This is a genomic window from Sphingobacterium faecale (genome assembly GCF_016746095.1).
Taxonomy (GTDB): Bacteria; Bacteroidota; Bacteroidia; order Sphingobacteriales; family Sphingobacteriaceae; genus Sphingobacterium; species Sphingobacterium faecale.
This window is the reverse complement of the sequence record NZ_JAERTY010000004.1, coordinates 197,703-224,506: the sequence shown is the minus strand read 5'-3', so window position 1 is coordinate 224,506 and position 26,804 is coordinate 197,703. Positions and strand designations below refer to the sequence as shown.

At 41.7% G+C, this 26,804-nt stretch carries 18 protein-coding genes; 11 read left to right on the top strand and 7 right to left on the bottom strand.

Annotation, left to right across the window (positions count from 1 at the left end):
* Window positions 1-46: 46 nt before the first annotated feature.
* From JKG61_RS08935 to JKG61_RS08925, 3 genes are all read left to right on the top strand, one after another.
* Window positions 47-1,951: an FAD-dependent oxidoreductase gene (locus tag JKG61_RS08935; protein ID WP_202102626.1), complete on the top strand. Its 1,905-nt coding sequence runs from the start codon at window positions 47-49 to the stop codon at window positions 1,949-1,951.
* A gap of 32 nt (window positions 1,952-1,983) precedes the next feature.
* The gene (locus JKG61_RS08930; protein ID WP_202102625.1) at window positions 1,984-3,825 is read left to right on the top strand and encodes a carbon starvation CstA family protein; all 1,842 of its coding nucleotides are present in this window, start codon (window positions 1,984-1,986) and stop codon (window positions 3,823-3,825) included.
* Between the two features lie 505 nt (window positions 3,826-4,330).
* Window positions 4,331-5,866 (top strand): SulP family inorganic anion transporter, encoded by a 1,536-nt coding sequence (locus tag JKG61_RS08925; protein ID WP_202102624.1) that lies wholly within the window; start codon window positions 4,331-4,333, stop codon window positions 5,864-5,866.
* A gap of 94 nt (window positions 5,867-5,960) precedes the next feature.
* Here the strand turns inward: JKG61_RS08925 and JKG61_RS08920 are convergent, their stop codons facing one another.
* From JKG61_RS08920 to JKG61_RS08890, 7 genes are all read right to left on the bottom strand, one after another.
* On the bottom strand, window positions 5,961-6,125 hold the full coding sequence (locus JKG61_RS08920) for a hypothetical protein (protein ID WP_202102623.1): 165 nt from the start codon (window positions 6,123-6,125) through the stop codon (window positions 5,961-5,963).
* Window positions 6,126-6,153: 28 nt separating this feature from the next.
* Complete coding sequence (locus JKG61_RS08915; RefSeq protein WP_202102836.1) at window positions 6,154-6,786, bottom strand: porin family protein; 633 nt, start codon at window positions 6,784-6,786, stop codon at window positions 6,154-6,156.
* Window positions 6,787-7,073: 287 nt separating this feature from the next.
* Window positions 7,074-7,202, bottom strand: a complete 129-nt coding sequence (locus JKG61_RS08910) for a PDDEXK nuclease domain-containing protein (RefSeq protein WP_202102622.1) — start codon at window positions 7,200-7,202, stop codon at window positions 7,074-7,076.
* Between the two features lie 381 nt (window positions 7,203-7,583).
* Entirely contained in the window at window positions 7,584-8,678 is a 1,095-nt protein-coding gene (locus tag JKG61_RS08905; RefSeq protein ID WP_202102621.1) for a hypothetical protein, read from the bottom strand.
* A gap of 572 nt (window positions 8,679-9,250) precedes the next feature.
* A complete protein-coding gene (locus JKG61_RS08900) occupies window positions 9,251-9,754 on the bottom strand; it encodes a hypothetical protein (RefSeq protein WP_202102620.1) in 504 nt (167 codons plus the stop codon).
* A gap of 570 nt (window positions 9,755-10,324) precedes the next feature.
* Window positions 10,325-10,519 (bottom strand): hypothetical protein, encoded by a 195-nt coding sequence (locus JKG61_RS08895; RefSeq protein WP_202102619.1) that lies wholly within the window; start codon window positions 10,517-10,519, stop codon window positions 10,325-10,327.
* Window positions 10,519-10,821, bottom strand: coding sequence for an XRE family transcriptional regulator (locus JKG61_RS08890; RefSeq protein WP_202102618.1), 303 nt, complete (start codon window positions 10,819-10,821; stop codon window positions 10,519-10,521). Before JKG61_RS08890 ends, JKG61_RS08895 begins: the two co-directional genes overlap by 1 nt.
* Before the next feature lie 183 nt (window positions 10,822-11,004).
* Between JKG61_RS08890 and JKG61_RS08885 the strand changes: the two genes are divergently transcribed.
* The 8 genes from JKG61_RS08885 to JKG61_RS08850 are packed head-to-tail and all read left to right on the top strand — an operon-like array spanning window position 11,005 to window position 26,752.
* Window positions 11,005-12,951 (top strand): fasciclin domain-containing protein, encoded by a 1,947-nt coding sequence (locus tag JKG61_RS08885; protein WP_202102617.1) that lies wholly within the window; start codon window positions 11,005-11,007, stop codon window positions 12,949-12,951.
* 18 nt (window positions 12,952-12,969) lie between these two features.
* Window positions 12,970-16,191 carry a SusC/RagA family TonB-linked outer membrane protein gene (locus JKG61_RS08880; RefSeq protein ID WP_202102616.1) on the top strand — a complete coding sequence of 1,074 codons (3,222 nt, stop codon included), beginning with the start codon at window positions 12,970-12,972 and terminating at the stop codon, window positions 16,189-16,191.
* Window positions 16,192-16,210: 19 nt separating this feature from the next.
* Window positions 16,211-17,737: a RagB/SusD family nutrient uptake outer membrane protein gene (locus JKG61_RS08875; RefSeq protein WP_202102615.1), complete on the top strand. Its 1,527-nt coding sequence runs from the start codon at window positions 16,211-16,213 to the stop codon at window positions 17,735-17,737.
* 22 nt (window positions 17,738-17,759) lie between these two features.
* Window positions 17,760-19,208 (top strand): fasciclin domain-containing protein, encoded by a 1,449-nt coding sequence (locus tag JKG61_RS08870; RefSeq protein ID WP_202102614.1) that lies wholly within the window; start codon window positions 17,760-17,762, stop codon window positions 19,206-19,208.
* Between the two features lie 18 nt (window positions 19,209-19,226).
* Entirely contained in the window at window positions 19,227-21,977 is a 2,751-nt protein-coding gene (locus JKG61_RS08865; protein ID WP_202102613.1) for a SusC/RagA family TonB-linked outer membrane protein, read from the top strand.
* Window positions 21,978-22,011: 34 nt separating this feature from the next.
* On the top strand, window positions 22,012-23,529 hold the full coding sequence (locus tag JKG61_RS08860; protein WP_202102612.1) for a RagB/SusD family nutrient uptake outer membrane protein: 1,518 nt from the start codon (window positions 22,012-22,014) through the stop codon (window positions 23,527-23,529).
* Window positions 23,530-23,566: 37 nt separating this feature from the next.
* On the top strand, window positions 23,567-25,462 hold the full coding sequence (locus JKG61_RS08855) for a sialidase family protein (protein ID WP_202102611.1): 1,896 nt from the start codon (window positions 23,567-23,569) through the stop codon (window positions 25,460-25,462).
* Between the two features lie 12 nt (window positions 25,463-25,474).
* Window positions 25,475-26,752 (top strand): sialidase family protein, encoded by a 1,278-nt coding sequence (locus JKG61_RS08850; RefSeq protein WP_202102610.1) that lies wholly within the window; start codon window positions 25,475-25,477, stop codon window positions 26,750-26,752.
* Window positions 26,753-26,804 lie beyond the last annotated feature (52 nt).

The window sequence follows — 26,804 nt, the reverse complement described above, 5'->3', positions numbered from 1 at the left end:
TAATGGCGTATAAGTTAATAACAGTTAATAATCAAATCTTAAAAATATGAAAAATAACAGAAGAGACTTTTTAAAGGTGATCGGTATTGGATCCGGAGCACTATTGGCCGATCCAGTTATTGCTAAAACTTTGTCGAAAAAGGATATTGAAGAAATTCAATTAAAAGGGCCAGAATCAGTTTTTGCTATCAGAAAAATGGAGACGGACTATGTTGTAGTAGGAGGGGGGATGGCTGGTTATTGTAATGCTTTGGCAGCCGCTAGGAATGGATTGAAAGTCGTGTTTATACAGAATAGGTCTCGGTTAGGAGGCAATGCGAGTTCCGAAATCCGTATGCATATTTGTGGAGCAACCCAACTTGGACAAGTGTGGCGCGAGACAGGATTACTTGAGGAAGTGATGCTTACCGAGTCTTATACCAATCCACAAAGATGTTGGGAAATGTTTGACTACGTAATGTATGATAAGATCGTGTCAAACCCCAATATCACTTTGCTTTTTGATACGATGTTATATAATGCCACTACAAAGGGGAGCAAAATAACCGAAATACAAGCTTATTGTTCTCAAACAGAAGAAATATATCATGTGAAAGCTAAGTATTTTGCAGATTGTACAGGCGATGGTACTTTGGCAGCAGTTGCTGGTGCTGAGTTTATGAGGGGTCGAGAAGCCAAATCAGAGTTCAATGAACCTTTGGGACTTGAAACTAGAGATGATATTACGATGGGCAATAGTTTGCTGTTTCAATCACAAGAGCATGATAAACCGATGCCTTTCACTGCACCAAGTTGGGCTAGAAAATATAAGTTTTCTGATTTCAAACACCGAAAAATTCATTCTTGGGAATACGGTTATTGGTGGATAGAATTAGGGGGATTAGAAAATATTGTACATGATGGTCAAAAAATAAGACATGATCTGATGGCCGTTGTCTTCGGCGTTTGGGACTATATTAAAAATTCAGGAAACCATCCAGAATCTGCGAATTGGGCTCTGTCATGGTTTGGGTCCATCCCCGGAAAGAGAGAAAGCCGTAGGATTACAGGAGATTACATTATGACACAAAATGATATTCTCAAGTTAGAAAATTTTGAAGACAGAGTAGCTTATGGCGGTTGGCCGTTAGATGATCATCTTCCGGCAGGCATGGATGATACTTCACTTAGTCCATTCAGGGCGATTGCGCTCAAGGGTCCCTATTCTATACCATTAAGAAGTCTTTATAGTAAAACGTATGAAAATCTAGTAATGGCCGGTCGAAATATATCCGTGACACACGTGGCTTTATCTACAACGCGTGTTATGGCCACTTGCGCAACTATGGGACAAGCTATCGGTACGGCAGTAGCATTATGCGTCAAAGATGGCTTGACACCACGGCAGCTAGCAAGTAATAAATCCAAGCTTAAAGCCTATCAACAGCTATTATTGCGACAGGATCAAGCTATTCTAAATATTAAGAATGAAGACCCTTTAGATTTGGCGAGACAAGCAAAAGTTTCTGCATCTGCCTTTATACAAGGATATGAAGCCCAAAAAGTAATAGATGGATATAATCGGGATGTACAGGATGGAGATAGTCATCAGTGGAGAGCCAATATAGCTAATAGCGAACAATATATTGAGTTGAGCTGGGGCAAATTACAAAAGATCAGAGATGTTGAGATTACTTTTGATTCTGGATTGAACAGGCACCTACGTCTTTCTGGAGAGTATGGAACGATGCGAAATCAAAAAAGAGGGGCTCAACCTGAGATGTTGAAAGAATATGTCGTAGAACTTTATAACGGAAACTCGTTGGTGAAAAAAGAAGAGATTACGAATAATATTCTTAGGAAAGTAGTCCATAGTTTTGAAGGGCTGAATGTCGATAGAGTTCGCTTGGTAGCGCAGAAGGCACATCAAGACGAAAATGCTCGAGTATTCGAAATCCGATGTTATGCCTAGAAATGCAATAAGAACAATCAAAAGTAATTATAATGATTGACTTAAATGGAATAAATGCACTGACATTAATATTTTCTGCGCTTCTGATTTTTGCCATTGCTTATCGGTTTTACGCTGTTTTTATTGCCAATAAGATACTAAGGCTAAATGCAAAGAATGTGACACCGGCTGTCGAATTTGCCGATGGTCAGGATTATATAAAGACAGATAAGAGAGTGCTATTTGGTCATCACTTTGCAGCTATTGCTGCCGCAGGTCCACTAGTTGGACCTGTTTTAGCAGCTCAGTTTGGATATTTGCCGGGCACTTTATGGATATTGATCGGTTGTGTTTTAGGCGGCGGCGTACACGATATGGTTGTACTTTTTGCTTCGGTAAGGCATAAAGGTGAAAGCTTAGCAACTATTGCCTCTAAAGAGGTCTCAAAACCTATAGGAGCTATTGCAGGGATCGCAGTACTTTTTATTTTGGTTTTGACCTTGGCAGGATTATCATTAGCCTGTATCTCGGCAATGCATGAGGCACCTTGGTCTTTGTTTACTATAATTTTAACGATGCCAATAGCCATTATTATGGGCTTGATAATGCGTTATAAACAAGGTGCAGTAACTTTTGCGAGTTTTCTAGGAGGAGCATTACTTATAATTGGTATTATTTCTGGACAGCACCTTATGTCCATACCTGGTGTTGCCAATCTTTTTAATTGGAGTAGTGGTACGATTTCCATTGCCATAGCGTTCTACGGCTTTTTGGCATCCGTTCTCCCAGTCTGGTTATTACTCGTCCCGAGAGACTATCTTTCAACATACCTTAAGATTGGTACCATCCTTATGCTGGCCATTGGGATCATTTTTGTAGCTCCTACTATTCAGATGCCAGCTTTGACCGATTTTGTAGATGGGGGCGGTCCAGTTATAGGCGGACCTGTACTACCATTTATATTTATCGTTATTGCTTGTGGTGCCATTTCAGGTTTTCATGCCATCATTGCCACAGGTACAACACCTAAAATGATCGGCAACGAACGAGAAATTCTATTTGTCGGTTATGGTGCCATGCTTGTAGAGGGATTTGTAGCACTTATGGCTTTGATTGCGGCCTGTACCTTGATGCCAGGAGATTATTTTGCCATCAATACCCCCACAGCTTACTATCAAGATTTCCTGGCAGAATACCCAGAGCTTCATACCGTAGATCTGCCGTATTTTATAGACAAAATAGGCTTGGATCTACATGGACGTACCGGTGGAGCAGTTTCACTTGCAGTTGGGATGGCACATATATTTGATAAAGTACCATTTATGAATGATGTATTGGCCTACTGGTATAATTTTGCTATTATGTTTGAAGCCGTATTTATACTGACTGCCATTGACGCTGGTACACGGGTAGGACGTTTCTTTTTGCAGGAAATGTTAGGGGCAGTATTACCTCAATTTAAGAATAAAAATTGGTGGCCGGGTGTTATTTTATGCAGTGCTGCGTTTACTTTCTCTTGGGGATATCTAGTGTATACTGGCAATGTAAGTAGTATCTGGCCTTTATTTGGCATTTCTAATCAACTTTTAGCCGCATGCGGATTGATCGTATGCACTACCATGCTTATCCGCATGAATAGGAAATTTTATGCTCTCTGTGCGGCGGTTCCAGGCATATTCATGGTGATTGTCACATTTTGGGCTGGTTACATCCAAGTGATTCATATGTATCTTCCCAAAGAACAGTATCTTTTGGCGGGTTTAGCTACCATTGCTATGTCATTAATGGCCATTGTCTTTACAGGTGCATTCGTAAAGTGGTTTTATTTGTTAAGATCACCAGGGACCACAATAGATGCATACGGTGATGAGGTCAAGTGTCTAGTGGATCGGTAATCCATAAAATGTTATTGTTCATGCAAGATATAAGGCCGTTTAGTTTGGTAGACTGTGTCCTCATTCTGAACTGTCGCAAAATCTGCGACAGTTCAATTTTTTTCCAACTTCCCTTCTTTGAAAACATCGCCTTATCTCCACTTTTACATTTCAGCCAAAGAAGGATTCAACATCTTTAAGCAGAGGTAGCAAATCCCATCGTTAACATGAGCTGCTGAGAACTTTCTTTACAAATTGAGTTAATTCCTCAATACCCCAAATATTTTGTGTTATAAAACATTTTTTTTAGTTTTATTTCGGGCTTTTTTGTGTAAAATAACTATAAATTGTATTTTTACGGTACTTAATGAAAAGAACTGTACACATATCATCCCAAGTTACGCCGCCTTGATCTTAGGCTAATTGTTATATTTTCCAATTTTAATTTATTGGCTTCTCTATCGTACCCGAAGGTTTTGCTTTCGTATACATGTTTTTCTATTTACGTCCTGAAAACATAATGTTTATGCAGAAAATTATCAATTTGTTTGATTTCAAGCAGAAAATTAATTACAAAAACGAAATTTTAGGGGGATTAACTGTCGCAATGACAATGATCCCCGAATCGTTATCTTTTGCTATCCTTGCGGGGCTTTCACCATTAATGGGGTTGTATGCTGCATTTTTAATGGGTTTGGTTACTGCGATTTTGGGCGGAAGACCCGGTATGGTTTCCGGTGGAGCTGGGGCGACCGTAGTTGTATTGATCGCCCTTGCGGCATCGCATGGTGTGGAGTATCTTTTTGCGACGGTAGTATTGGCCGGTATTTTACAATTGCTGGTCGGCATTCTTAAACTGGGTAAATTCGTCAGGTTGATACCGCAACCAGTAATGTATGGTTTTTTAAACGGCCTTGCCGTAATCATTTTTATGGCTCAGGTAGCACAGTTCAGAGTTTTTGAAAACGGTGTTGAAAGCTGGATGACTGGTTCGTCATTATACATTATGCTTGGACTAACCCTCCTCACAATTTCTATTGTTTTTTTACTTCCCAAGCTTACCAAAGCCATTCCTGCTTCTTTGGTGGCCATACTGATTGTATTTGGTCTGGTTTATTTTTTTAATATAGATACCAAAAAAATAATAGACATAGCATCTGTCAGCGGTACATTTCCTTCGTTCCACATTCCTCAAATTCCTTTTAGTTTAGAAACGCTGATAATTATTTTTCCTTATGCCTTAGTTATGGCGGGTGTTGGCTTAATCGAAAGCCTGCTAACCCTAAATATGGTAGACGAAATAACTAACACGAGAGGTGAGTCAAACAGGGAAGCCGCTGCACAAGGTATTGCAAATATTACCAATGGCTTTTTTGGCGGTATGGGCGGATGTGCAATGGTTGCCCAAACTTTGGTAAATATGAATGCTGGAGCAAGAGCAAGGCTATCCGCTATTATTGGAGCCTTCACAATCTTGTTAATTATTTTGGTAGGAGGTCCTATTATAGAGCAGATTCCGATGGCGGCCTTAGTTGGTGTGATGATGATGGTTGCCATTGGAACGTTTGAATGGGTTAGCTTTCGGATTATTAATAAAATGCCTCGACACGATGTATTTATTGGTGTTTTAGTAGCGGCTATAACCGTAATATTGCACAACTTAGCCTTAGCGGTTCTGGTAGGTGTGATTATTTCGGCACTTGTATTTGCCTGGGAAAGTGCTAAGCGTATACGTGCAAGAAAATATGTAGATAAGGATGGGATAAAACACTACGAAATTTTTGGTCCGCTATTCTTCGGTTCTACTACGGCATTTATGGAAAAATTTGATGTAGTAAACGACCCAAAAGAAGTTATAATAGATTTTAGGGAAAGTAAAGTAGTTGATATGTCAGCTATTGAAGCCTTAAATAAAATTACCTATAAATATCACCAAGAAGGTAAAACACTACATTTACGTTATTTAAGCCACGACTGTCGACAATTATTGAGAAATGCAGAAGCAGTTATTGAAGTGAATATTATCGAAGACCCAACCTACAAAGTAATGACAAATAAGTAATATTAACCTATAATGACTTTAGAAATAGCCAATTTTTAAAAGGTTGGTTCGTATGCGATGACAGTACTATCCCTGGTAAATATCAAGACCTGATTCAAAGAATAGGTAGATCAACCCCCAATTTGATTGGAAAGACATTAGTCGGTGCACAGACTAATGTCTTTCCAAAAGAGATCAATAGTGATGAGTCTAAGATATTACTTATATCAAAGACACGAGCAGCACCAGCTTCTTTCAATTTTAAAGCTACGAATTGCATGCTGATCCCAGAACTATATCGGGTATTCTTAAAGTTGATACCCGATCCCGAAAGAAAATGTTCTATTTGATAATTTTCTATCGGAGTCATTACTCGGTGATAGATTACTTAAACCTAAACCGTAACCTACATTGACTAATAACCCATTGTTCAACTTATAGCCACCCATAAAATTCAAACCTGCATCTATAAGGTTCATATCTCTTTCACTACCAGTGAATTTTAGGTTTTTACTACCATTGCTCACCCAATTGTCAATATTACCTGTAGCTTTTTGTTTTCCACTGACATTAAAGCCTATATAAGGACCTGCTCCCAGAAAAAAAGATCCCGATACACCAGTAGGAATATAATAAACTGCATTGACAGGGATTTCTATGGACATAGTGCTCCAAGTGACACTGCCATCCAAATTATTTTTATCAAACTTGTATTTATCACCTTTACCTTGCAAGGATATCCCAGGTTGTATAAATGTATTTTTTGCTATACCAAACTCGCTATATCCTGTAATGTAAAAAGATACGTTATTTGTCTGATAGTCTTTAAAATTAGCTTCAGAATAACTGGATTTACCCAGATTTACTCCTCCTTTAACACCATAATTTATCTGAGCTATAGCTGCAGTGCTTAGGGAACATAATACTAGGAATGTGGTTATTTTTTTTTTTTTTTCATTTCTTTTTTTTAACGAAAATAAGTTATTTTAATTGTTTTTTTATATTTTTTATTAAAAATTATGTATATCAATTTATGATCCTGATATAGTTTTATCTAAAAGAGAGAATGAGGGCTACCCGATGCAATTCATCACTGAAAGTGTATATTACACCCCGTTCGCGCAATATATTTTCCTTCCTTTCGATTTCTACTTCCAGTTCTTCCTCAGAGGAGAGGTAGGGGAGATACTTACTGGCAAATAATTGCTTGCTTTCGTTCGGTATATCGTTATTTAAGGACAGTGCGGTCTATTTCCGTACAGAGCAGCAGACCTATAGTCGGATTATCGTCTTGTTTTCTTTTTATCTCGTCAAAGATACGGACATATATATTCAATTGTCCTATATCCTGATGCAAATGTTGGAATGAATATCAAAAATATTTTTAAGAGATGGTGAGAAAAAATCAAAATTGATATCCAAGGCAAATTTTATCCCCGTATTGTCAGAATGAATAAAGAATGATGATAGAGAAGATACGCATCTACCCACGGAAGTTCAGGTATTCGTTACGGACACATACTCGCAGCTTGAAAACAAAAAGAGTTGTCTCATACAGTTACAGAAAAAAATAGTCGTCTGGCAAACAGAGCAATTGATGGAACAACGTTATGGCCATTCGCTTTGTTACTATTATCCATCTACAAATTGGTTTATAACTTCTTTGCAAAAAGACAGTATATGGACAATCCACTTTTACTCAGATGGTCTATTACTAATGTATGTTTAGCGTGTTTTTTTAAGTAGTCCTATTCAATTCATTATTTCCTATCATCCCACTTATAGCCTCAAAAACTTCATTTTGATGCTGTTTATCCGACCAACCCAACGATGATAATTCAGATCTGACTTGATGTTCATCTTTATCTTTTAAGAAATGAAAAAATGCAAAATCAATAACCTCTGTCGGAATTCTTTTTATAACGTATGAAATTAAAAATCTGGTTAAAGAGACGTATCCAAAAGCAAATGAAAATCCTAACTGTATTATCCAGCTGACAATTAAACCTATACTCCCAACATTTATGTTTTTTATGATTAGCCCTTTTTCGAGTCTGAGTTTAAGAAATTCAAAAAAGCCGATTCTCTCCAAATTATTTTCAGTTAAGGAAATATTATATTGAAAAATCTGATCTCCAATGAAAACTACACATATAGAAGCTATCAAAATGTTTTTTAATTTATTGAAATCCGTAAAATTTCCTAATTTGATTCCTGTTTTTATAGAAAAAGCTAAAGCAATACCGACAAAATATTCAAACAAAATCATTACGTAGTTCCCCGTTAATGCAATTTTAGCTATAACAAATGCCAATAATATAGAAGCTACAGATGCCGTGAGGATAGGAAAGACAATGTTCGATTTTCGTATAGGTTTTGGTGCTGGTAATCCAGTCGGGATTTGATAGTCATCCCAATTTTCTTTCGATTCTTGTTCTTTTTCAAGTTTCTTTAGTTCTTCGCGATCGTATTTCTTTTCAATATCTTGAAATACGTGTATAAAAAGCTGAACTCGTTTTGAATTTCGTCCATTATCCCAAAATTCGTTCCCTAATGATTCACTTTTCACGGTTACAGTTCCGTAATTATAAGTTGCAGTTATGGATTCTGTATATTGAGCTATTCCTAAACTTTTAACTTTTCGTTTAGCCTCAATCGAGTATTCATCAATAAAGATTACATCCCATTCTAACCTTTCAAAAGTTTGATTAGTAATTGCAAAAAAAGCACCTTTAGAAAGTTGAGTAGCAAATTCAAATTTATATTTGGGGGTAAAAGCAAACTTATGTACCTTCCTGATTTGCTTTTGTATTTCTTTAAGTTTCTGATTCATAGCTGGTTGTTGGCTTGCTAACGTTTCTTCCTCCTTAATTCCTTTCAGTATCCATCTTAAGGAATTTTGGTCAAATATAACATAGTTTGTTTAGAAAATGCGAGTTGTTTGTATTGATTACAAGGAAGATCAGTTTACTCGTCTATATGTATTCGTAGTAGATAATTGACCTGCACCAATAGGGAACAGCACAAGAATCCTACTGCCTACAGATTCATTTGGCACAACTAAGTCGCCATTTCGATCTATGGCGAAGTAAGATGTTTGTGTGCTAAGCCTATTGAATAAAAAATAATATATCCTTTAATAGCTTAGAAGTTCTGAAAGAGCTTGGTATAGCACCTGAAAGGAAATCTGTTTGATAAATAGGCTTTTTTATCATTATCTTAATCAGTTATGAATTGAACTAAGTATAACGGCTTTAAAAATCTGATTATGATTCGAGACACTTATACCTGCGTCAAAATCGTATTTCAAAACAAAAAATTAGGCATCTAGAAAGCTCACTAGATCAAGGCTGAAGACTCTGTCAAGAAGAAATGCTACAAGTTCTGGGCTTATCGTTGCGGAACTTACACACTTAGCGGGATGGTGCCAATCCCGTTTACATGAATGCACTTTGCTTCCGCATGCCTGCAAATCACGTTTACATGCATGCAATTCTGGTTTACATGCATGTATTTTGCATTTACATGAATGTAGTTCACTTCTACCTGCCTGTAAATCACGTTTACATGCCTGCAGCTCTGGTTTACATCAATGTATTTTGGGTTTACATGTATGTAGTTCACTTCTACCTGCATGTAAATCACGTTTACATGTATGCAGCTCTGGTTTACATCAATGTATTTTGGGTTTACATGTATGCAGTTCACTTCTACCTGCATGTAAATCCCGTTTACATGTATGCAGCTTTGGTTTACATCAATGTATTTTGGGTTTACATGTATGTAGTTCACTTTTACCTGCATGTAAATCCCGTTTACATGTATGCAACTCTGTTTTACATGCATGCATTTTGCATTTACATGAATGTAGTTCACTTTTACCTGCATGTAAATCACGTTTACATACATGCAATTCTATTTTACATCAATGTATTTTGGGTTTACATGGATGTAGCTCACTTCTACCTGCATGTAAATCACTTTTACATCAATGTAAGAGTTATCCCTTTTTTCTCCTATTTCGTGTTGTAAGTGACAGTTTGTTAGTATGTTGCGTTGTTTTAAAAAAAGTGAGACAAAAATATTTTCTTAATAGGGCGAATTATGTCCAATCTTTTTTCGCTTAGTGACGGCTTCTCTGTACATCTTTGTCCTTAATATATCAAGATAATATAACCCATAAAGCTCCAGCTTTCAGCTTTACTATCATCGGTTTATAGCGACTTTTCTATGTGTAGTCTTGCTTCGGGAAATAGATTAAGTCTCATCGACAGGAGCTTTTCAAGTTTAAAGCCTTTCAATTATTACTTTGAAGTTGTATCCTGTTATACTTTATAGATATATAAGAGCTATATTTAGATATTCATAAAAGGATTCGCTTCATTTAGAAGTATACCTTGGGATCTAGCCAATCTATCAAAAAGGAGCCTTCCCCATCCATCCATCGGGTAAGCTATCACTAAATACGCCAGCTAATCCTTAGAATGGTCGAGTAGGTAGGTTAAGTACTCCGCCCCGCAAAGGTAGGCGAAAGGGAGAAATTTCTAATCCATGTTGTATAAATGTATTGTCGTATTCAAAATATACAATCTGATCGCGCATAGCTAGGCGTCCAATAGGCTGTATATTCCTGTCGAAGCATAAGCTAACTTTAATTTCTCTTACTGTTTTCATTATTTCCTCCGTCCTGTTTTGCGATAAGCTGTATTGCCTTCCTTCAGAACATCGTCAATCGATGTAAAGATGGGCTTGTCAGGCTCTAGCGCCACTATAATATCCTCTGGGCCACCAACGACTAAAAGTAGTTTCAGTAACGATTCGAGTGATATTATTCCTTTCTGTTCGAATTTACGTAATGTAGCCAACGGTACACCCGAGCGCTGTGACAATCCATCTTGAGTAAGCTCCAACACAAGCCGTCTATCGCGTACATAATCAGCTATTTTCTGTTGTGGTCGGTGACAGGGATAGACCACACAATGTGTGCGCGCTAGGGATTAAAATTCACAAGAAATATTTACAAAAAAAAATTACGCTTGCATTTTATTTATTATTAATTATATTTGTAGTACATAACAACATTAAGTTATTTTGCGACGGTTGGTTATGAATCAATTATAGAGTTGTTAAGCAAGAATTGTGGACCTAAAATGGCAGTTATGCAAGCTAATTATTTACGTTACCTTACAGTTATTTTGTTTTTTGGTATGTGCTGTATGCAGTCATGCAACAAGCATTTTAATGAATATTACCATCCGAAGAGTACTTTGGGAAATAGCATACTGGGTATTTTGGAGGAAAAAGGAGAGTATGGTTTGTTCCTCTCCCTTATAGATAAAGCCGACCTGCGGAAGTCCTTAAGTGAATCCGCTATTTATACCTGTCTGGCTCCCAAGGACGATTTTGTTAAGGCTTATTTCTTTGATAAGCTGAAGTATTCGTCGTTGGAGCAGGTGCCCCTCACCGAAGTACGTGCTTATATAAATTACCATTTTATCAATGGTATGTACTATACCTATGATCTGGAGAAACGGTATACAGCGACACAGAGTGCGATCAGTAAGAGTAGAATCACTAACTATAAAACGAGGAGTGAGGGCAAAAACGTGGGTAAAAACCTCCGTATTCTCACTCCGTCTTTCTTTACCGCACAGGCCAGTGACTTTGAATATATGTACGGGGAGCACGATGGAGCAGGATATTTTGTAGAAGGGGTAAGGATCTCAAAATCTGAATATGATATCGATGCGCGGAATGGGGTGGTACATGTACTGGATGCGCCTTTGTATCCGGCCCTGCGTACGGATATGGCCCTGGCGAATGACCCTGATCTTTCTATTTTTAGCCAATGGGTAGAACGCCATGCCCAATACGTGCTGGGCGATGTCGATGAAAACGGTAATGTGGATACCACATTATATAAAAACTTTTCTTTTGGTCGGAATCTAGCCGATGAGAATATATTGTCAACTTTGTTTGCCCCGACAAATGAAGCTATAGCGGCTTACTTTGCGCCTTATATGAATCTGCTGGATAACACCCTCGATTCGGTGCCTCCGCATGTCATGTATTCGTTTATCCGGTCCAGTGTGCATGCTAATCTCTGGTATCATTCTGATCTGGTCAGAAATGATCCGCAGTGGAATGCATTGACGGGTTTTATACGCTTCGGTAATCCGGTGCTGGAATCAATCCAAGGCGTGACACCGGCGAGCAACTCGTTTATTTATAAAACGAACCGACTTATGGAATCTCCGGAGATGAGCAGTGTCCGCTCTGGAATCATGATGAAATACAAGGAATATAGCCAATGGTTCTGGATGATGACCAATAGGGGATTGGGGTCGGGCCTGGTGGATGTCTTGTTCTATCAGCATAGCCCTAAGACGCTCCTGGTACAGTCGGATGAGGTATGGGGTTCGCCTTTTGCGCAGGATATGGACGCTATCGGACTCGAAGCTAGATTAAAGGAGTGTAAAACCGGAATATTCCATTTTGATGCACATGCTGACGGTGGTTTCAAGAAACGGTTTTATCCAACTGATGAGGGATACATCCTCTATGATAATAATAAGTTTTATGATTATACGGGGCACGCTGTAAACCTGCTGACTCCTACCCCGGTATGGTCTAAGCCGACAGGAGCTATCTATGAAATTGATGGGTTCTTGCAACCGTTGGACCGGCTGGATACGGAAAATACGGTATGGAAGGAAATTCAATCCAATGCCAGTCTTTCTAGTTTTAAGTCGCTCGTGGATAAAGCGCTGATGGCGGGAGAGCTGCAGCTGACGGGTTTCTTTACGTATTCGGTTTTTGCACCGTCGAATGCCGCTATCAGTGCTGCTGGGATAAACGTGGCTACAATTAGTGCAGATGCTGCTAAAACTATTGTCAATAGGCATATCGTTACCAATAGACATTTATTTACGGATGGGGTGTTCAATGGGCAGTTGACAAATAAAAGAGGCGAATACCTCACCTTTTCGGGTGCATGGGATACATTCCGGATACAATATCAGGCCAATGTAGCTGCACCATTGTCCAATGCGAGCAATATGCAGGGAAGCAACGGTGTAGTGCATATAATCAACAAAGTATTATAACCTAAATAGCCTAGAAATATGTATAAGCATATTAATTTGAAAAGTATTATTTGCCTATTGGTACAGTTGGCTTGTCTTTCGGCTTTTGCCCAGGAGAAACAGCTGACTGGAAAAGTGTACGAACAGACCCGGTCTAACCCATTTGCACAGGTGTCGATTCTTTTTGTAAGTAGTTCTGATCTTATACTGACGGCTTACAAAAGTGAAAAAGACGGCAGTTTTCAAGTGGTTGTTCCTGCAAATGCCACTAAGGTGGTGTTTTCGACTGTGGGGTATGTCAAGCAGGAATTTCATCTCGCCACGGTGTTGGGACGGCTGGATGTCGTTATGAAGCCGGATGATAGACAGATTGAGGAAGTAGAAATCGTGGCAAAGATAAAACCAGATGCTGATCTGGGATTTGTCAATATTAATAAAAGGGAGCTTTCTAGTTCGATCGCATCGGTCGATATGAAGGGGATTGAAAACCTTCCTGTGGTATCTGTCGATCAGTTTCTGCAGGGGATGGCTCCGGGGCTGCAGGTGGTGTCGAATAGTGGAGACCCAGGAGCTGCCGCCTCCATCCGCATTCGGGGGATATCGAGTATCTCAGGGATCAATGACCCGTTGTGGATCATCGATGGTGCTGAGGTAATCGGTAATAACTATTCGGTACAGAGTATTTCGGATTTTGGATTCAGCCCTATAGGTGATCTTGACCCTTCAGATATTGCCTCCATAGATATTCTGAAAGATGCATCAGCGACTGCACTGTACGGATCGAAAGGGGCAAATGGAGTAATCGTGATACGTACAAAACGTGGCAAAAGGGGCAAGCCGGTCTTTAATTTCAACGGACGGTTTACCCTGTCGGAAGTACCGCGTACTATCCCCATGCTGAACGGGAATGAGCACCGGATATATTCGATCGAACGTTGGACAGGAGGGAGTGACAATGGGTCGGCCCTGCCAGAGCTGCGTGGCGATATGACACGTGCAGATGCCTGGAAATTTAATAATAACACCGATTGGCTGAAAGCAATAAGCCGTACCGGTATCTACCAGCAGTATAATACCTCGCTGAGCGGTGGAGGTGACCGTATTAACTATTATTGGGGACTGGGATATACGAATCAATACGGTACCACCAAAGGTACGGGGTATGATCGCTTCAACACCCGGTTTAATATGAACTATCGCGTGTCTGATAAACTGTCGATCACAGCTGATCTGACATATACCAACTCGCTGACGGATAAGCGTGGTACCCGGCATCCCTACGATATCAATGCGGGTAATGAAATGAATCCGCTGCGGCTAGCCCGGCAAATCCCGGCTTACTTTCCTATTTATTCTAAAAACGGACTGGATTATTTCGTAGATCGGAACGCGGGCGTTTCTTTTTACTCGCGTTACAACCCGCTGGCACTGATTGACTATTCGCAGTTTCTGTCCAAAGCGAACCGACTAATGGCCTCGACAAGTATCAATTATAAGATCTTATCTAATCTGGAATTCACGACGCAGGTGTCTACTGATTTTAGGGAGGCTTCGGACGATTATTTCCTGCCGAGCTATGCAACAGATGCGATCGCCGGAGAAAGTACTTACAATGCCGGAATGCAGTCCGAGGGGTATCAGCTGCTGGTCAATAACGTCAATAAGCTGATGTGGAAGCCGATTGATAAAGAAAAACACCGTCTTACCGTGACTGGTGTAGCGAACCTGAGTATCGATAAGAGCAATAATATGGAGATACGCTATTTTAACGGAGCATCTCCGCACCTGCGTGCAGCGGATGCCTCGGCGCGTATAAGTGGCATCACGGGGGGATACAGCGACCAGCGGTATATCGGGATGTTTGTACAGGGACACTATGCTTTACTGGATCGATACTTTCTGACCGCCACGGGCAAGACAGAAGGTGATTCGAGGTATGGTAATGACAATGCTTATACGATATTCCCTGCCATAGGTGCAGCATGGGATATGACACGCGAGAGAGGAATCCGGAATCTGGAATGGATATCGACCTTAAAACCGCGATTTGCTTTTGGTATAACGGGTAATCTACCTAAAATCGCAAATATATACGATATCGCGTATGCTACGAAAATTGGTTATATGGGACAGACCTATATCTACCCTGAAAAATTTGCCTATGAAAATATTAAAGAGGAAAGGACGACGGAGTATAATCTGGGACTTGATTTTGGTTTTCTAAAAGACCGGGTAACAGGGCAGTTTGATATCTATAAGCGCACGACAAACGACCTGTTGTTAAAGGAGTCGTTGTCCAGTACGCTGGGCTACGCCAATCAGTACGTCAACTTTGGTACGGTAGAGAACTCGGGGATAGAACTCGGGCTTACGGTAGATGTGCTACGGGGGGGGAAGGATAAGCCTCGGTTGAAATCTTTCTTTAATATTGCGCTTAATAGAAATAAATTGATCAAGCTTCCTGATAATTTTGATGCGGGGTCCTTTGCTGCTACCCGCAATGGCTTCGCTTCTAAACTGCAGGAGGGTGATGTGATCGGAGGATTTTATGGGTATAGGGCACTGGGAGTGTATGCCCGCGATGAAGATGCCTATCTCAGGGATGCACAGGGTGATCTTATCTATGAAGCGGATGGTCTTACACCAAAGATAATGCGGTATGGCTCAGTAACGGGGCACCAGTTCAAAGGGGGAGATATGATCTATGCCGATATTAACGGCGACGGGGTCATTAATCAGCTGGATCGTGTACAGATCGGAAATGCTAACCCTACTTTTTTCGGTGGCTGGAACAATACGTTAAGCTACAATAAGTATACACTGGCTATCAACCTCCAATATCAGTTTGGGAATGACATCATCAACGGTACGCGGATGATTATGGAGGAGATGTCGGATTCGAAGAATCAAGCGCAGTCGATCCTGTCGCGTTGGAGAAGACAAGGGGATGTAACCGATATGCCTAAAGCACAGCCGAGCAGCGATTGGAACCGTGTTGCTTCCACCAGATGGGTAGAAGACGGGTCGTATGTGCGTCTCAAGTCGGTATCCTTTACCTATGAGGCAGGAGATCTCCTGAAGCGATGGGGGCTCAAACAGTTGAGCTTTTTTGTAACTGGTTATAATCTGCTGACATGGACAAACTATCTGGGAGTGGATCCGGAGGTGCCTATCAAAGGGTCGGTGTATCTGTTCGGAATAGACGATAGCTATACAGCGCCTCCGAAACAGTATACTTTTGGTTTTAGGTTTAATTTATAGCGTTTTTAGAGATAAGAAAATGAATCGTATTACAGGATGTTTTATGGTATTGTCGGCCCTGTTTTTTATGGGATGTGATAAGTTCCTAAATGTAGAGGTCCCCGACAATCTGGTACATGAGGAGTATTGGCAGAATAGGGAACAGGTATTGGCTTCTAGAAATGGTATGTACGCTGCGCTGCATAATAATGTAAATATTTTTCAGGTGTGGGGCGATATCCGCTCGAGCCTGTATACGCCAGGACCGGGCGAGTCTTTTACGGGCGATTATAGGCAGTTCATGGTGCATGATATTTATCCCACCAACGGATTGGTGCGCTGGGCATCTGTCTATACGGGGATCACATGGATCAATTCGTTTATAAAGAATGCGCCGGCAGCATTGCAGCGAGACCATACTTTTAAGGAAAGTGAGCTGCAGATGATGATGGGCGAGGCGTATGCCCTGCGTGCGCTGAATTATTTCTACCTGGTGCGTGCATTTAAAGAAGTGCCGATTATTAAGGAACCCTACGAATCGGATGCGCAAAAATTCAATACGGCGGCAAATAGTGAGGAGGAAGTGTTGAATTTTATTGAACAGGATCTGGAACGCGCTCTCGCTACGACTGCTGCGGATTTTGAAAATGTAAACGACCGCTATGGCCGAATAACGAAGAATGGGGTGCGTGCGATATGGGCTGATGTGAAATTGTGGCGTAACCAATATCAGGCTTGTCTAGATCTGTGTGCTCAACTGGACGGGTATCGTAACCGGATGGTCGAACCGCAAGACTGGTTTACGCTATTCAATCCTGGAAACTCTAGTGAAAGTATTTTCGAGTACCAATATATGCAGACGGGTTTTTCCTCTCCGGTATACGGCTGGTTTGGACACTTTCAGGGTACTAGCACGGGGGCCAAATACTTGGCTAATCCAACTAATATAGGTATCAATGGCTTAGAGTTGTATCCGCCTACAGATCTGCTGAATTGGAGTGCAGATACCGTACGACTCAAGGATTTTTCAGCTTTTCGTCAGTCTCCTGTGAGCTATGCAGGTGGTTCTGGTTTTGAGGTTTATAAAATGGTAGGACAGACGCCTTACGTAGTGAGTTACAGACCTACTACGGGGCGCAATATGAATTACATCTTCTATCGCTATCGAGAAGTGCTATTTATGGAAGCGGAGGCGCTGGCGATGCTCAATAGATATCAGGAAGCTGAACAACGGATCAACCTGATCCGCGTAAAATGCGATATCCCAGAGCTTAGCCCAGGGACGATGGGGGCAGGTGAGGAATTTATGCGCTATCTCCTGATGGAGCGGGAATTTGAACTGGGTTTTGAGGGGAAAGAGTGGTTTGCGGCGACCCGTGTAGCGAGAAGGCAGGGAATGGAAGGCGTGCTGCTCGAAAAGTCGTCGGAGAATAATCCACTGGGTGTCCAGTATCAGGTCGTACGTGCACGCTTAATGAATCCAGAAAGCTGGTTCTTGCCCTATCATGAGACGGAACTGGAAAATAACAAGTCCTTGTTTCAGAAGGATTATTATAAAAATAAATAGACTGGAATTAAAACGAAAGGATATGGCTAAGTATAATACACTTTTTATAGGCGGATTTTTAGCATGCTTGATGTTCCTGTGCATCCAAGCCTGTAAAGAAAAGTTTTCGGATGCACGTTATGATTCGACAGACGAAATACAGATCATGGACTATCTCGATACGAGAGAGGACCTACGCTTATTCAGGGAAATGATTGATTATGTAGGGCAACGCAACTTGTTGAAGACTGCGGGATCGTATACCGTATTTGCGCCAACAAATGCTGCTTTTGAAAAGCTGTTTGAGACATTAACAGTGGAAGGTAAACCTGTTAAAAAGGTGAGCGACGCTCCCGCGGACTATTGGCAGCGTTTTTTTAGGTATCATTTATTGAATAAAAAGATCAATACCAATGTATTTATCCATGGCCCGCTGCCGTCGCCAACAGCGTATGAAGAGAAGTACCTCATCGCAGATATCAGTGGTTCTTATGAATCGATACGACTGAATAACGTAGCGACGATTAAAGAAAGCAATATTAATTTTAATAACGGTTTTGTGAATATACTGGATGCGGTATTGCCCCCTCCTACACAATCGGTGTATGAGATGATGGTCCAATCGGGCAAATACAATACGATGCTTTCAATCTTTGAAGAGACTGACCTGATCGATTATCTGAAAGATAGTGTGGTTACGGTTCTTGTGGAAAGTGATGAAGCATTGAATAGGAGCAAATTCAATAAAGATGATATCGAAAATCTGAAGGATTGGGCGTCTTATCATATTATCCCGGATTCTGGATATTATCTCAATTTGCTCACCGCACAACGTTTCTATCCGTTGTACAAAAAGGAAGCACTGTCTTTCTCTGTGGATACTTATGGGCAGTACCGGGTGAACGGGAAGTACAAATTTAATCAATCAGCAAGCTACGGTATCGACAAGATCGGTCAGAATGGTATATACCATAGTCTGGATACGGTACTGGAGATCGTCGCTGCGGTACCTTCGAAGATACGTCTCAATCTGTATCCTCCGGGGAGTAGCTATGGCGCGCAGAATGTATTTACTCAGGCTCCGGCATCTATACGGCTTAATAATGGTACGCAAAGCTACCACCAGGATAAAAAGCTAATGATCGTACAGTTTGATGCGACGCAGGCGGGGGACTATTTCTGGATGACGGTGCCTGATGTGCCCGCTGGTAAGTATAGGATACGATTGACACAGCGTCTAGCGGCCATGCGGGGGAAATTTATGACGATCTATAATGACAAGATTGTGAAAGAGCTTATTGATTTTTCTAAAAAAGACGGTGATTTTGAAGAGTATAGTTATTTCGCCTTCAATTATTGTGGTGACATCGAAGTGGAAGAGCGGTCGGATGTCAAAATAAATTTTGTATTTCTGGATTTTGGTTCAAACAAATCACCAAGCTATTGTTGCGACCTGTTGCTAGATATTCTTGAACTGATCCCTATTAACTAAAAGTCTGAGCTCTGATTTATGAATAAGATAAAAAAAATAGTATCGTCTTGTGTGGTGGCTTTGCTGGGAAGTCATACTCTGTATGCCCAGCAGATAGACCATCCTGATAGCATAAGGATATCGAATCTTAATCTCTCTACGGTGTCTGTAGCAGGCAAACTATATGGCCTATCCAAGGTCGCCGTCATGGACAATGGAAATGTAGGTGCGAGCCCGGTGCTGGTGTTGCGTGGGGTAAACAGTATAAATCTGTCGAGTAGTCCATTGGTGTATGTGGATGGAATTCCGCTACGTTATACGGGGACCAATCCTACTTTTTTGTCGACTTATGAACCTGATAGGCTTAGTTTCTTAAACCCATACGAGGTCGCTGGAATCGGTGTATTACCATCGGGTGTCTATCTGCCCAAAGTGGGGGGACGTGGTGCCAACGGTGTATTGGATATCCGCACAGAGAGAGGTGAGTTTGGGGGTACTAAGGTGGACTTTAGCGCTAACTACGGGATTAATAAGGCCGGATATAATATCCCGCGTTTGGATGCAGGTAGTATGAAAGCTTATCTGTGGTCGAGATTTAGGGAAGAAGGAGCGACGGATCAACAGCTGGACCAAAATCCGATATTCTCGCCGACAAACCTGTTGTATAACAACGAGACCGACTGGTTAGATATGATCCGTAAACAGGGGGTATTTCAGGATTATCACGTCAAGCTGAAGGGAGGGGATGGCGATGCCAATTACTTGTTTGCGGTGGGATATACAAATAAAGAGGGAACGGTTAAAAATACGGATTTTGAACGTATAGGGATCCGTTTCAATCTGGATTATCAGTTATCTACGAAGGTAAGTATTTACAATAACCTGTCATATACGAATACCAGTGGACATTATAAAGAATTTGGTGCGGATTATAGTACGCATCCGATATATGTGGCAAGTGCCAAAGCACCGTTTTTGGGAACGCATTATCTCAATGATAATGGAGAGCTAAGCCGGATATTGGCAGGCGTAGATACTCTCGGATTGAGTAATCCACTGGCATTGGTGGATAATCTGACAAATAAGAATCAGTTTAACCGGATTGACGGTGTGATGGGCGTAAACTGGAAACTTACGGAATCCTGGAATCTGAATTCTGATCTTTCGGTTTCTTACTTTAACCTGTCCGAAAAACAGTATAGACCCGCACTGGGGATTGTACCTGATTTTTACCGTGTGCGCCAGAATTCGCAGCGAAGTTCCAGTGAATTTTACCTGAACTGGAATTCTAGACTGTCTAGGAAAGGGAAGGTAGCGGATGCGGTCACCTATGAAGCGGCATTGCAGGCTGCGGTAGAAACTTATGAAGAGAAAGCTATCTATGGACGGAAAGTAAACGCCGGTACCGACGATTTTGAAACCTTGGCACAAGGGATAGTGGATAGTGCTTCTAATACCCGTTATCGTTCGAATCTGATGACCTATCTCGCGCAGGGATCTATTGTGTGGAATGACCGTATCAGAGTCAATGCGTCTGTGAATGTGCAGGGCTCCTCCAATTTTGGAGCTACGGCCCGATGGAATATTTATCCGGCAGTACAGGCTACTGCTTACATCTGGGGAAAGAAAATGCAAAACAAACTGGATCTGGCGCTGGGGTATGATCGTACGGGTAACCATGAAGTAAGGGGATTTTATCATTACAATCAATACTACCCGGTCAATTACTTTGGGTCTGGCGGTGTTTACCTTGGAAATGTCGGAAACCCGGATTTACGGCCTGAAATAACAGATACCTATGAGATTAAAGCGAATATCCGTCCTTTTGGGAATCGTGTATACATAGGTGTTGGTTATTATTACAAACAGACAAAGGATCTCATCACGCATAGGGCGATACGAAAGGAACTCGGAATGGGAGGGTTATTTGAAAATGCGGGCAAGGTGGAAAACAAGGGGCTGGAGCTCAGCATGTCTGCCCAACTTGTGCAGAATAGTGACGTGAAATGGAATATGTCGGCTACGCTGTCGACCTTAACGAACAAAGTCACTGCATTGCCTAACGGAGATATCGAACAGTATCTGGGTAATAATGTAGGCTTGGCCCGTGAAGGAGAGGCTTTGGGATCTTTTTATGGGTACAAGGTAACGGGGGTGTTTCAGCGGGAAGAGCAGGTAAACTTGAATAAATCTGACGGTACTCCTTATCATGCAGGTGACTATATCGTAGAGGATGTCAATAAGGATGGCAAAATCAATACGTTGGACAGGCAGGTAATAGGTTCGCCACTACCGCGTTTCTTTGGACATGTAGCTACAGATTTTAGTTATAAAAACTGGGGTCTCTCTGCATTGATCAATTTTGTACAGGGAGCCGATATCTATAATAGTTTTAAACAGCAGATGCATCTGATGAGCGACTATGCCAATCAGAATCCTACGGTGATGAACAGATGGCGTTCGGAAAATGAACCAGGAGACGGTTTGAGCAGAGCTGTAGTCGGAGATCGGTCTTCTAATGGGGCTGCTTCGTCACTATGGGTAGAAGATGGAAGTTATCTGAAATTGAAGAGTGTGACGCTGCATCATGAGATTGTAGCTGGTGCGGGGCAACTGTTTTTTAAACGGATACGCATCTATTTGAGTGGCGACAATTTATGGACATGGACCAAATACACAGGGTTCGATCCGGAAGTAAATGGTCTTAATAGCCCTATGCTGCGTAATATTGATTTTGGCGCGCCACCACTGGGACGCACGTATAGATTAGGGGTAAAGGCTTCGTTTTAATAGGATTTTATAGGATAATGATAATTATATACACATGGAATATAGAAAAATAATAGGACGTTTGGTGCTCTGTTTGTCACTATCGGGCTTTTTTAGTGCTTGTTCTGATTTCTTTGAGGTGGAACCTTATGAGTCTGTTGTCGAAGATGATTTCTATAAGAGTCAAAAGGATTTAAATGCTTCGGCATTAGGTATGTATACACCATTGAGTAAAGATGTTCATAAGTTTTTGCTCTGGGGCGATGCGCGCGCTGATATGGTCACAACGGGACAGAATGAGCCTGCCCCTTATGTGAATGAGTTTGTCATAAATAATGTGAGTGCTCAAAACCCATATGCTGATTATGCTGGTATTTATGAAACGATAGCCCGATGCAACCGGCAATTGGAGCGTGTGTACGATGTCATCGGTAAGGACGATAGGTTATTGCCTAAAAGTGTCAATGCTTATTATGCAGAAGCATTGCTGCTGCGCGCAATCTGTTACTATTACCTGGTACGGACTTTTGAGCGTTTTCCCATAATCCGTTCGGATTATGCAGAGGAAATTTCTTACGTGGATCAACAGGGAAAAACGGTGAGCCGTAAGACCGCTGACCTATCTGCTGGTGAAATTGAAGACTTGTTGCAGTTTCCTAAAGATAAACAGGAGGTATGGCGGATGATCTATAACGATGCTATTGCAGTATTGGGAATGCTGCCGCTGAACTTTCAATGGAATAATGAGACACTGCCTGCTGAGGAACGATATGGTCGGGTATCACAGCCTACGGCAGCCACATTTGCGGCAGAGCTGGCTATATGGCTTGGAGAGTTTCAGACGGCTTCGGCTTTTTGTAATTCGCCCATCGTTAATAACCAACATTCATTAGGTACTGCCGGTGCATGGCCTAATCAGTTTACCGGGAGCTATGCCGCGCAGCACAGTATGTTTTTACTTGGATATAGGTTTGATAATAGTTTTGAAACAAATAGGTTACAGGAGTTTACCTCCAATATCGCAGCAGAAGGGGGTAAATATTATCTGAAGCCTGCATCGCAGACCATAAACACTATTTTTTCTTACGAAAGTAGTGACGTGAGAACCAATTTTAGCTTTAAGGTGTTCGGCCAGGATACCGTCATATGGAAGTATATCGGACTGGATAATGTTTCTTCCAGACGCCCTGCATACCGCAGTATTGCAAGTTGGCAGATATATAGGTCGGCAGATGCCTGGCTTTTAAAGGCATTGGCAGATTTATATCTGAATGATTTTGCATCCGCTTTTAACTTTGTCAATATGGTCCGCGAAGCCCGTGGATTAGTAAAGTATCTGCCGACCGATATCGATTATACGGATAAGGACCTGATGCTACAGGTGATATTTACCGAACGTGCCAGAGAGTTTGCTTTTGAAGGCAAGAGATGGTATGACCTGATGTTGTGGTCTAAGCTGTCGGGACGGAATATGCTGGCGGAAAAGGTGGCATCAAAATATGATGGAACGCTGAGGAATGAAATTTTCCAAAAACTACAGGATGAAAAAAATTGGTATTTACCTGTTAATTGATACGACCATGATCAGAACGAAGCTAACGAAATTAAATATGAAGAGAGTATCACCGCAGGTGATGTATTGTTGTTTGTGGCTGCTGCTGCTGAGTGCTTGTTATAAAGAACAGCATTGGGGTTTTCCCGGTCCCTTTGAAGAGGAAGTAAAAGTGCCGGATAGTCTACCTTTTCCGTTTGACCCTAACCGGGAGGCGGGTGTCTGGTTGATGAAAGAGGGGCTGCCTTTTCACGACAAGATCCTGTTTAAAGGATTTACAGACTATTATGCCGGTGGTGATACCATCTCGTGGCTGTCGCAACCAGATGGTATGCGCCTTATCCAACATCGGAACCCTTACCCGGTGAGTAATGCTGATCATGTGGGCGGACGCGAAAATAGCTACCGAAACAACTATGTGGTTTCTAAATACTTCGTGCCTGTAGGCAAAGGAAAGCGTTTCTACATGTATTTTAAGGCTACCATCGGTACATTCAATGGCACTGCAGCCGGAATCGTACTGGGGAGCAGTTGGGAAAACGGTAAAGAGTTTATTTTTGGATTTGATGGTTTTTCAAATGTCGCACCTCAGTTCTTTCTGGATCTTTATGAAAAGACCTTTAGTGTGAATCCGGCCGCAGGATGGCCTACGGTAAATGAAGTAATAACACCGGGGATGCCGGCAGAATTTGAAACTGTAATCGTCGATAATCTGTTCTATATCAAAGTCAATGGGGTGCTTTGTTTTAAGATGCAGCTACCCGAACAGCAACTGTTTTTCTATACACCGAGTATACGTCCGTGGCGGAACTTTATGACGGTGCACGATTTCTATATCGAAGCACCGGAGTCTCATACGGTAGATTACGCTTTTCACCATAAGGAGGCTGACTATAACTTTATCCAGCGCCCTGCACTTGCAGCGGCAGATAATGGTGATGTTCTCTTATTTGCCGAAGGTAGGGGCGAGTATATGGATGCGTACCAACGTGTCGCGCAAAATACAAGAGCAATAGGCAATACCGATATCGTCTTAAGGAAATCGAGCGATGGCGGTGATACATGGAGTAAAGATATTGTGGTACTGGCCGGAGAGAATTCGACAGACAGTTATGCAAATCCTCAGGTGGTAAAAGCAAGTAACGGTACGTTGGTTCTGCAGTACAGTAAGCTGTTCTATACGAGATCGGCCAATAATTATGTGATAGATCCCGCCCGGCAGATTATATATCAGCGTAGTTCGGTAGATAATGGAGCAACCTGGTCTCCGGAAGTCGATATCACGGCGCAATTGAGAAGTACCGTTGTAGATGTGCAGCATGCTGCAGGACATGGTATTGCACTACGAAATCCTGCGCGAAAGGATAGACTGATCATGCCTCTTAATGTGGCAACGAATCAAGTCCGTGTGGTGTACTCTGATGATATGGGGGCTACCTGGCAGGTAGCAGGTGCAGTAGCTGGTACCAATCTACGTAATCCTTCTATTGTAGAGCTTAACGATGGGCGATTAATGATGCTATTGTCACACAGCAGTGTGACACCGAGGAATAAGATGGTCAGTTACAGCGCTGATGGTGGGGCTACCTGGACTGCAGCAGCGTCTTATGCGAATGGGTTGGCAACGGGAGATTTTGGACATACATTTCCTGCTGTGCTGCTGGGGGATGATCAGGGCAAATTGTACTGTGCAACGCCTTTAAGCAGGGCAACCGATTCGCGGACTTATGGTATGAGCCCTGTGTATGCCAATTCGCCTACGCTTTATCGTAGTGAGAATCAGGGGCAGTCATTTAATAGTTTAGGCGCTTTATTTAATAAAATGACATACAACACGTATCTCGTACCTGTCGGCCATATGGATGCTGTAGTGTTACCGTCCGGCAAAATACTGATCGCGACGGAAGGGGGAATAAATACCCCGTTTGAAGGAATAGTAACCTATAAAAAGTAAGATTTAAAAGCTATGAAGGATAGGTGTCTTTTGAAGAGCAGAATTGCTCCAATTATAACAGGACTGCTGGTGGTCTTGAATGTATCTTGTACAGATAAGGATACAGGAATGGTGGCTGTGAGGCATTTTGAAAAACCGGAATACCAACCCGGTGAAAATGGAAATAATACGGTTATCAAAGAAACAGTCCGGGTATTCGAGCAGGGAAGAGAAGGGTATCACTCGTATCGGATCCCAAGTATTACAACGACGCCAAACGGATCATTGATTGCAATGGCCGAGGGGCGAAAGCTCACGAGTCTGGATTATGGTGATATCGACATCGTAGCGAAGACATCTACCGATAAAGGAAAAACCTGGAGTACTTTAAGGGTGCTGGTCGATGAGGGAGCGGGGACCTGGGGAAACCCGACGGTAGTGACAGATTATATCAAGGGTCGTATTTGGGTTTTTATGTCCTGGAATTCGGATGTACATAGTCAGAATGGGGGCAGCTTTAATGGAAAAGAATATCCGCCAGTTACAGCATGGGGAGATCGTAGGGTATTTAGTATATTCAGTGATGATAATGGGGCTACCTGGTCGGAAGCTGTCGATCGTACAGAGGAATTGGTGCCAAAGGATTTTGTATGGGATGCTGTAGGGCCGGGGACTGGTATACAGATAGAAAATGGTCCCAATAAGGGGCGTCTGATCATACCTGCAGGCGAAAGGAATATCTACAGTGACGATCATGGGATGACATGGAGATACCAGCGTATTCCAAAAAATACATTTGAAGGATCTATTGTAGAGTTGAGCAGCGGTTTATTGTTGCGTAATGATAGGGCGGTAGCAGGTGCTTGGAATAGAGGACGGTATAGGTATATATCTAAAGGATCAATAGAAGGTGGATTTGGCAATTTTAGTGCGGACGCTAATCTGATTGATCCCAGATGTCAGGGGGCGATATTGCGTATGTCGTACACACCGAACCTGATTGCCTTTGTAAATCCGGCTCGAAATGAGGGGGAGACTATGTCCTATCGATGTAATATGACGTTGAGATTGAGCGCCGATGATGGAAAGTCTTGGTTTGCATCTAAAGCGCTAACTTATCCAGGGATAGCACAAGGACAACTATGTGCATTAGGCTATGGAGGGTATACGAGTATGTCGCGTATTAATAACGATGAAATAGCGCTGTTGGTGGAGCAGGTCATTGATCCATCAGCAGGAGCTGCCATAAACAGAAAGCATTCTATCGACTACCATCATGTTAATTTAAATTGGATCCGGTCTATTGATTAACTATTGTTAACTCTTTTAATACGTTAATGATTTGTTTATATTAGCTATTCGA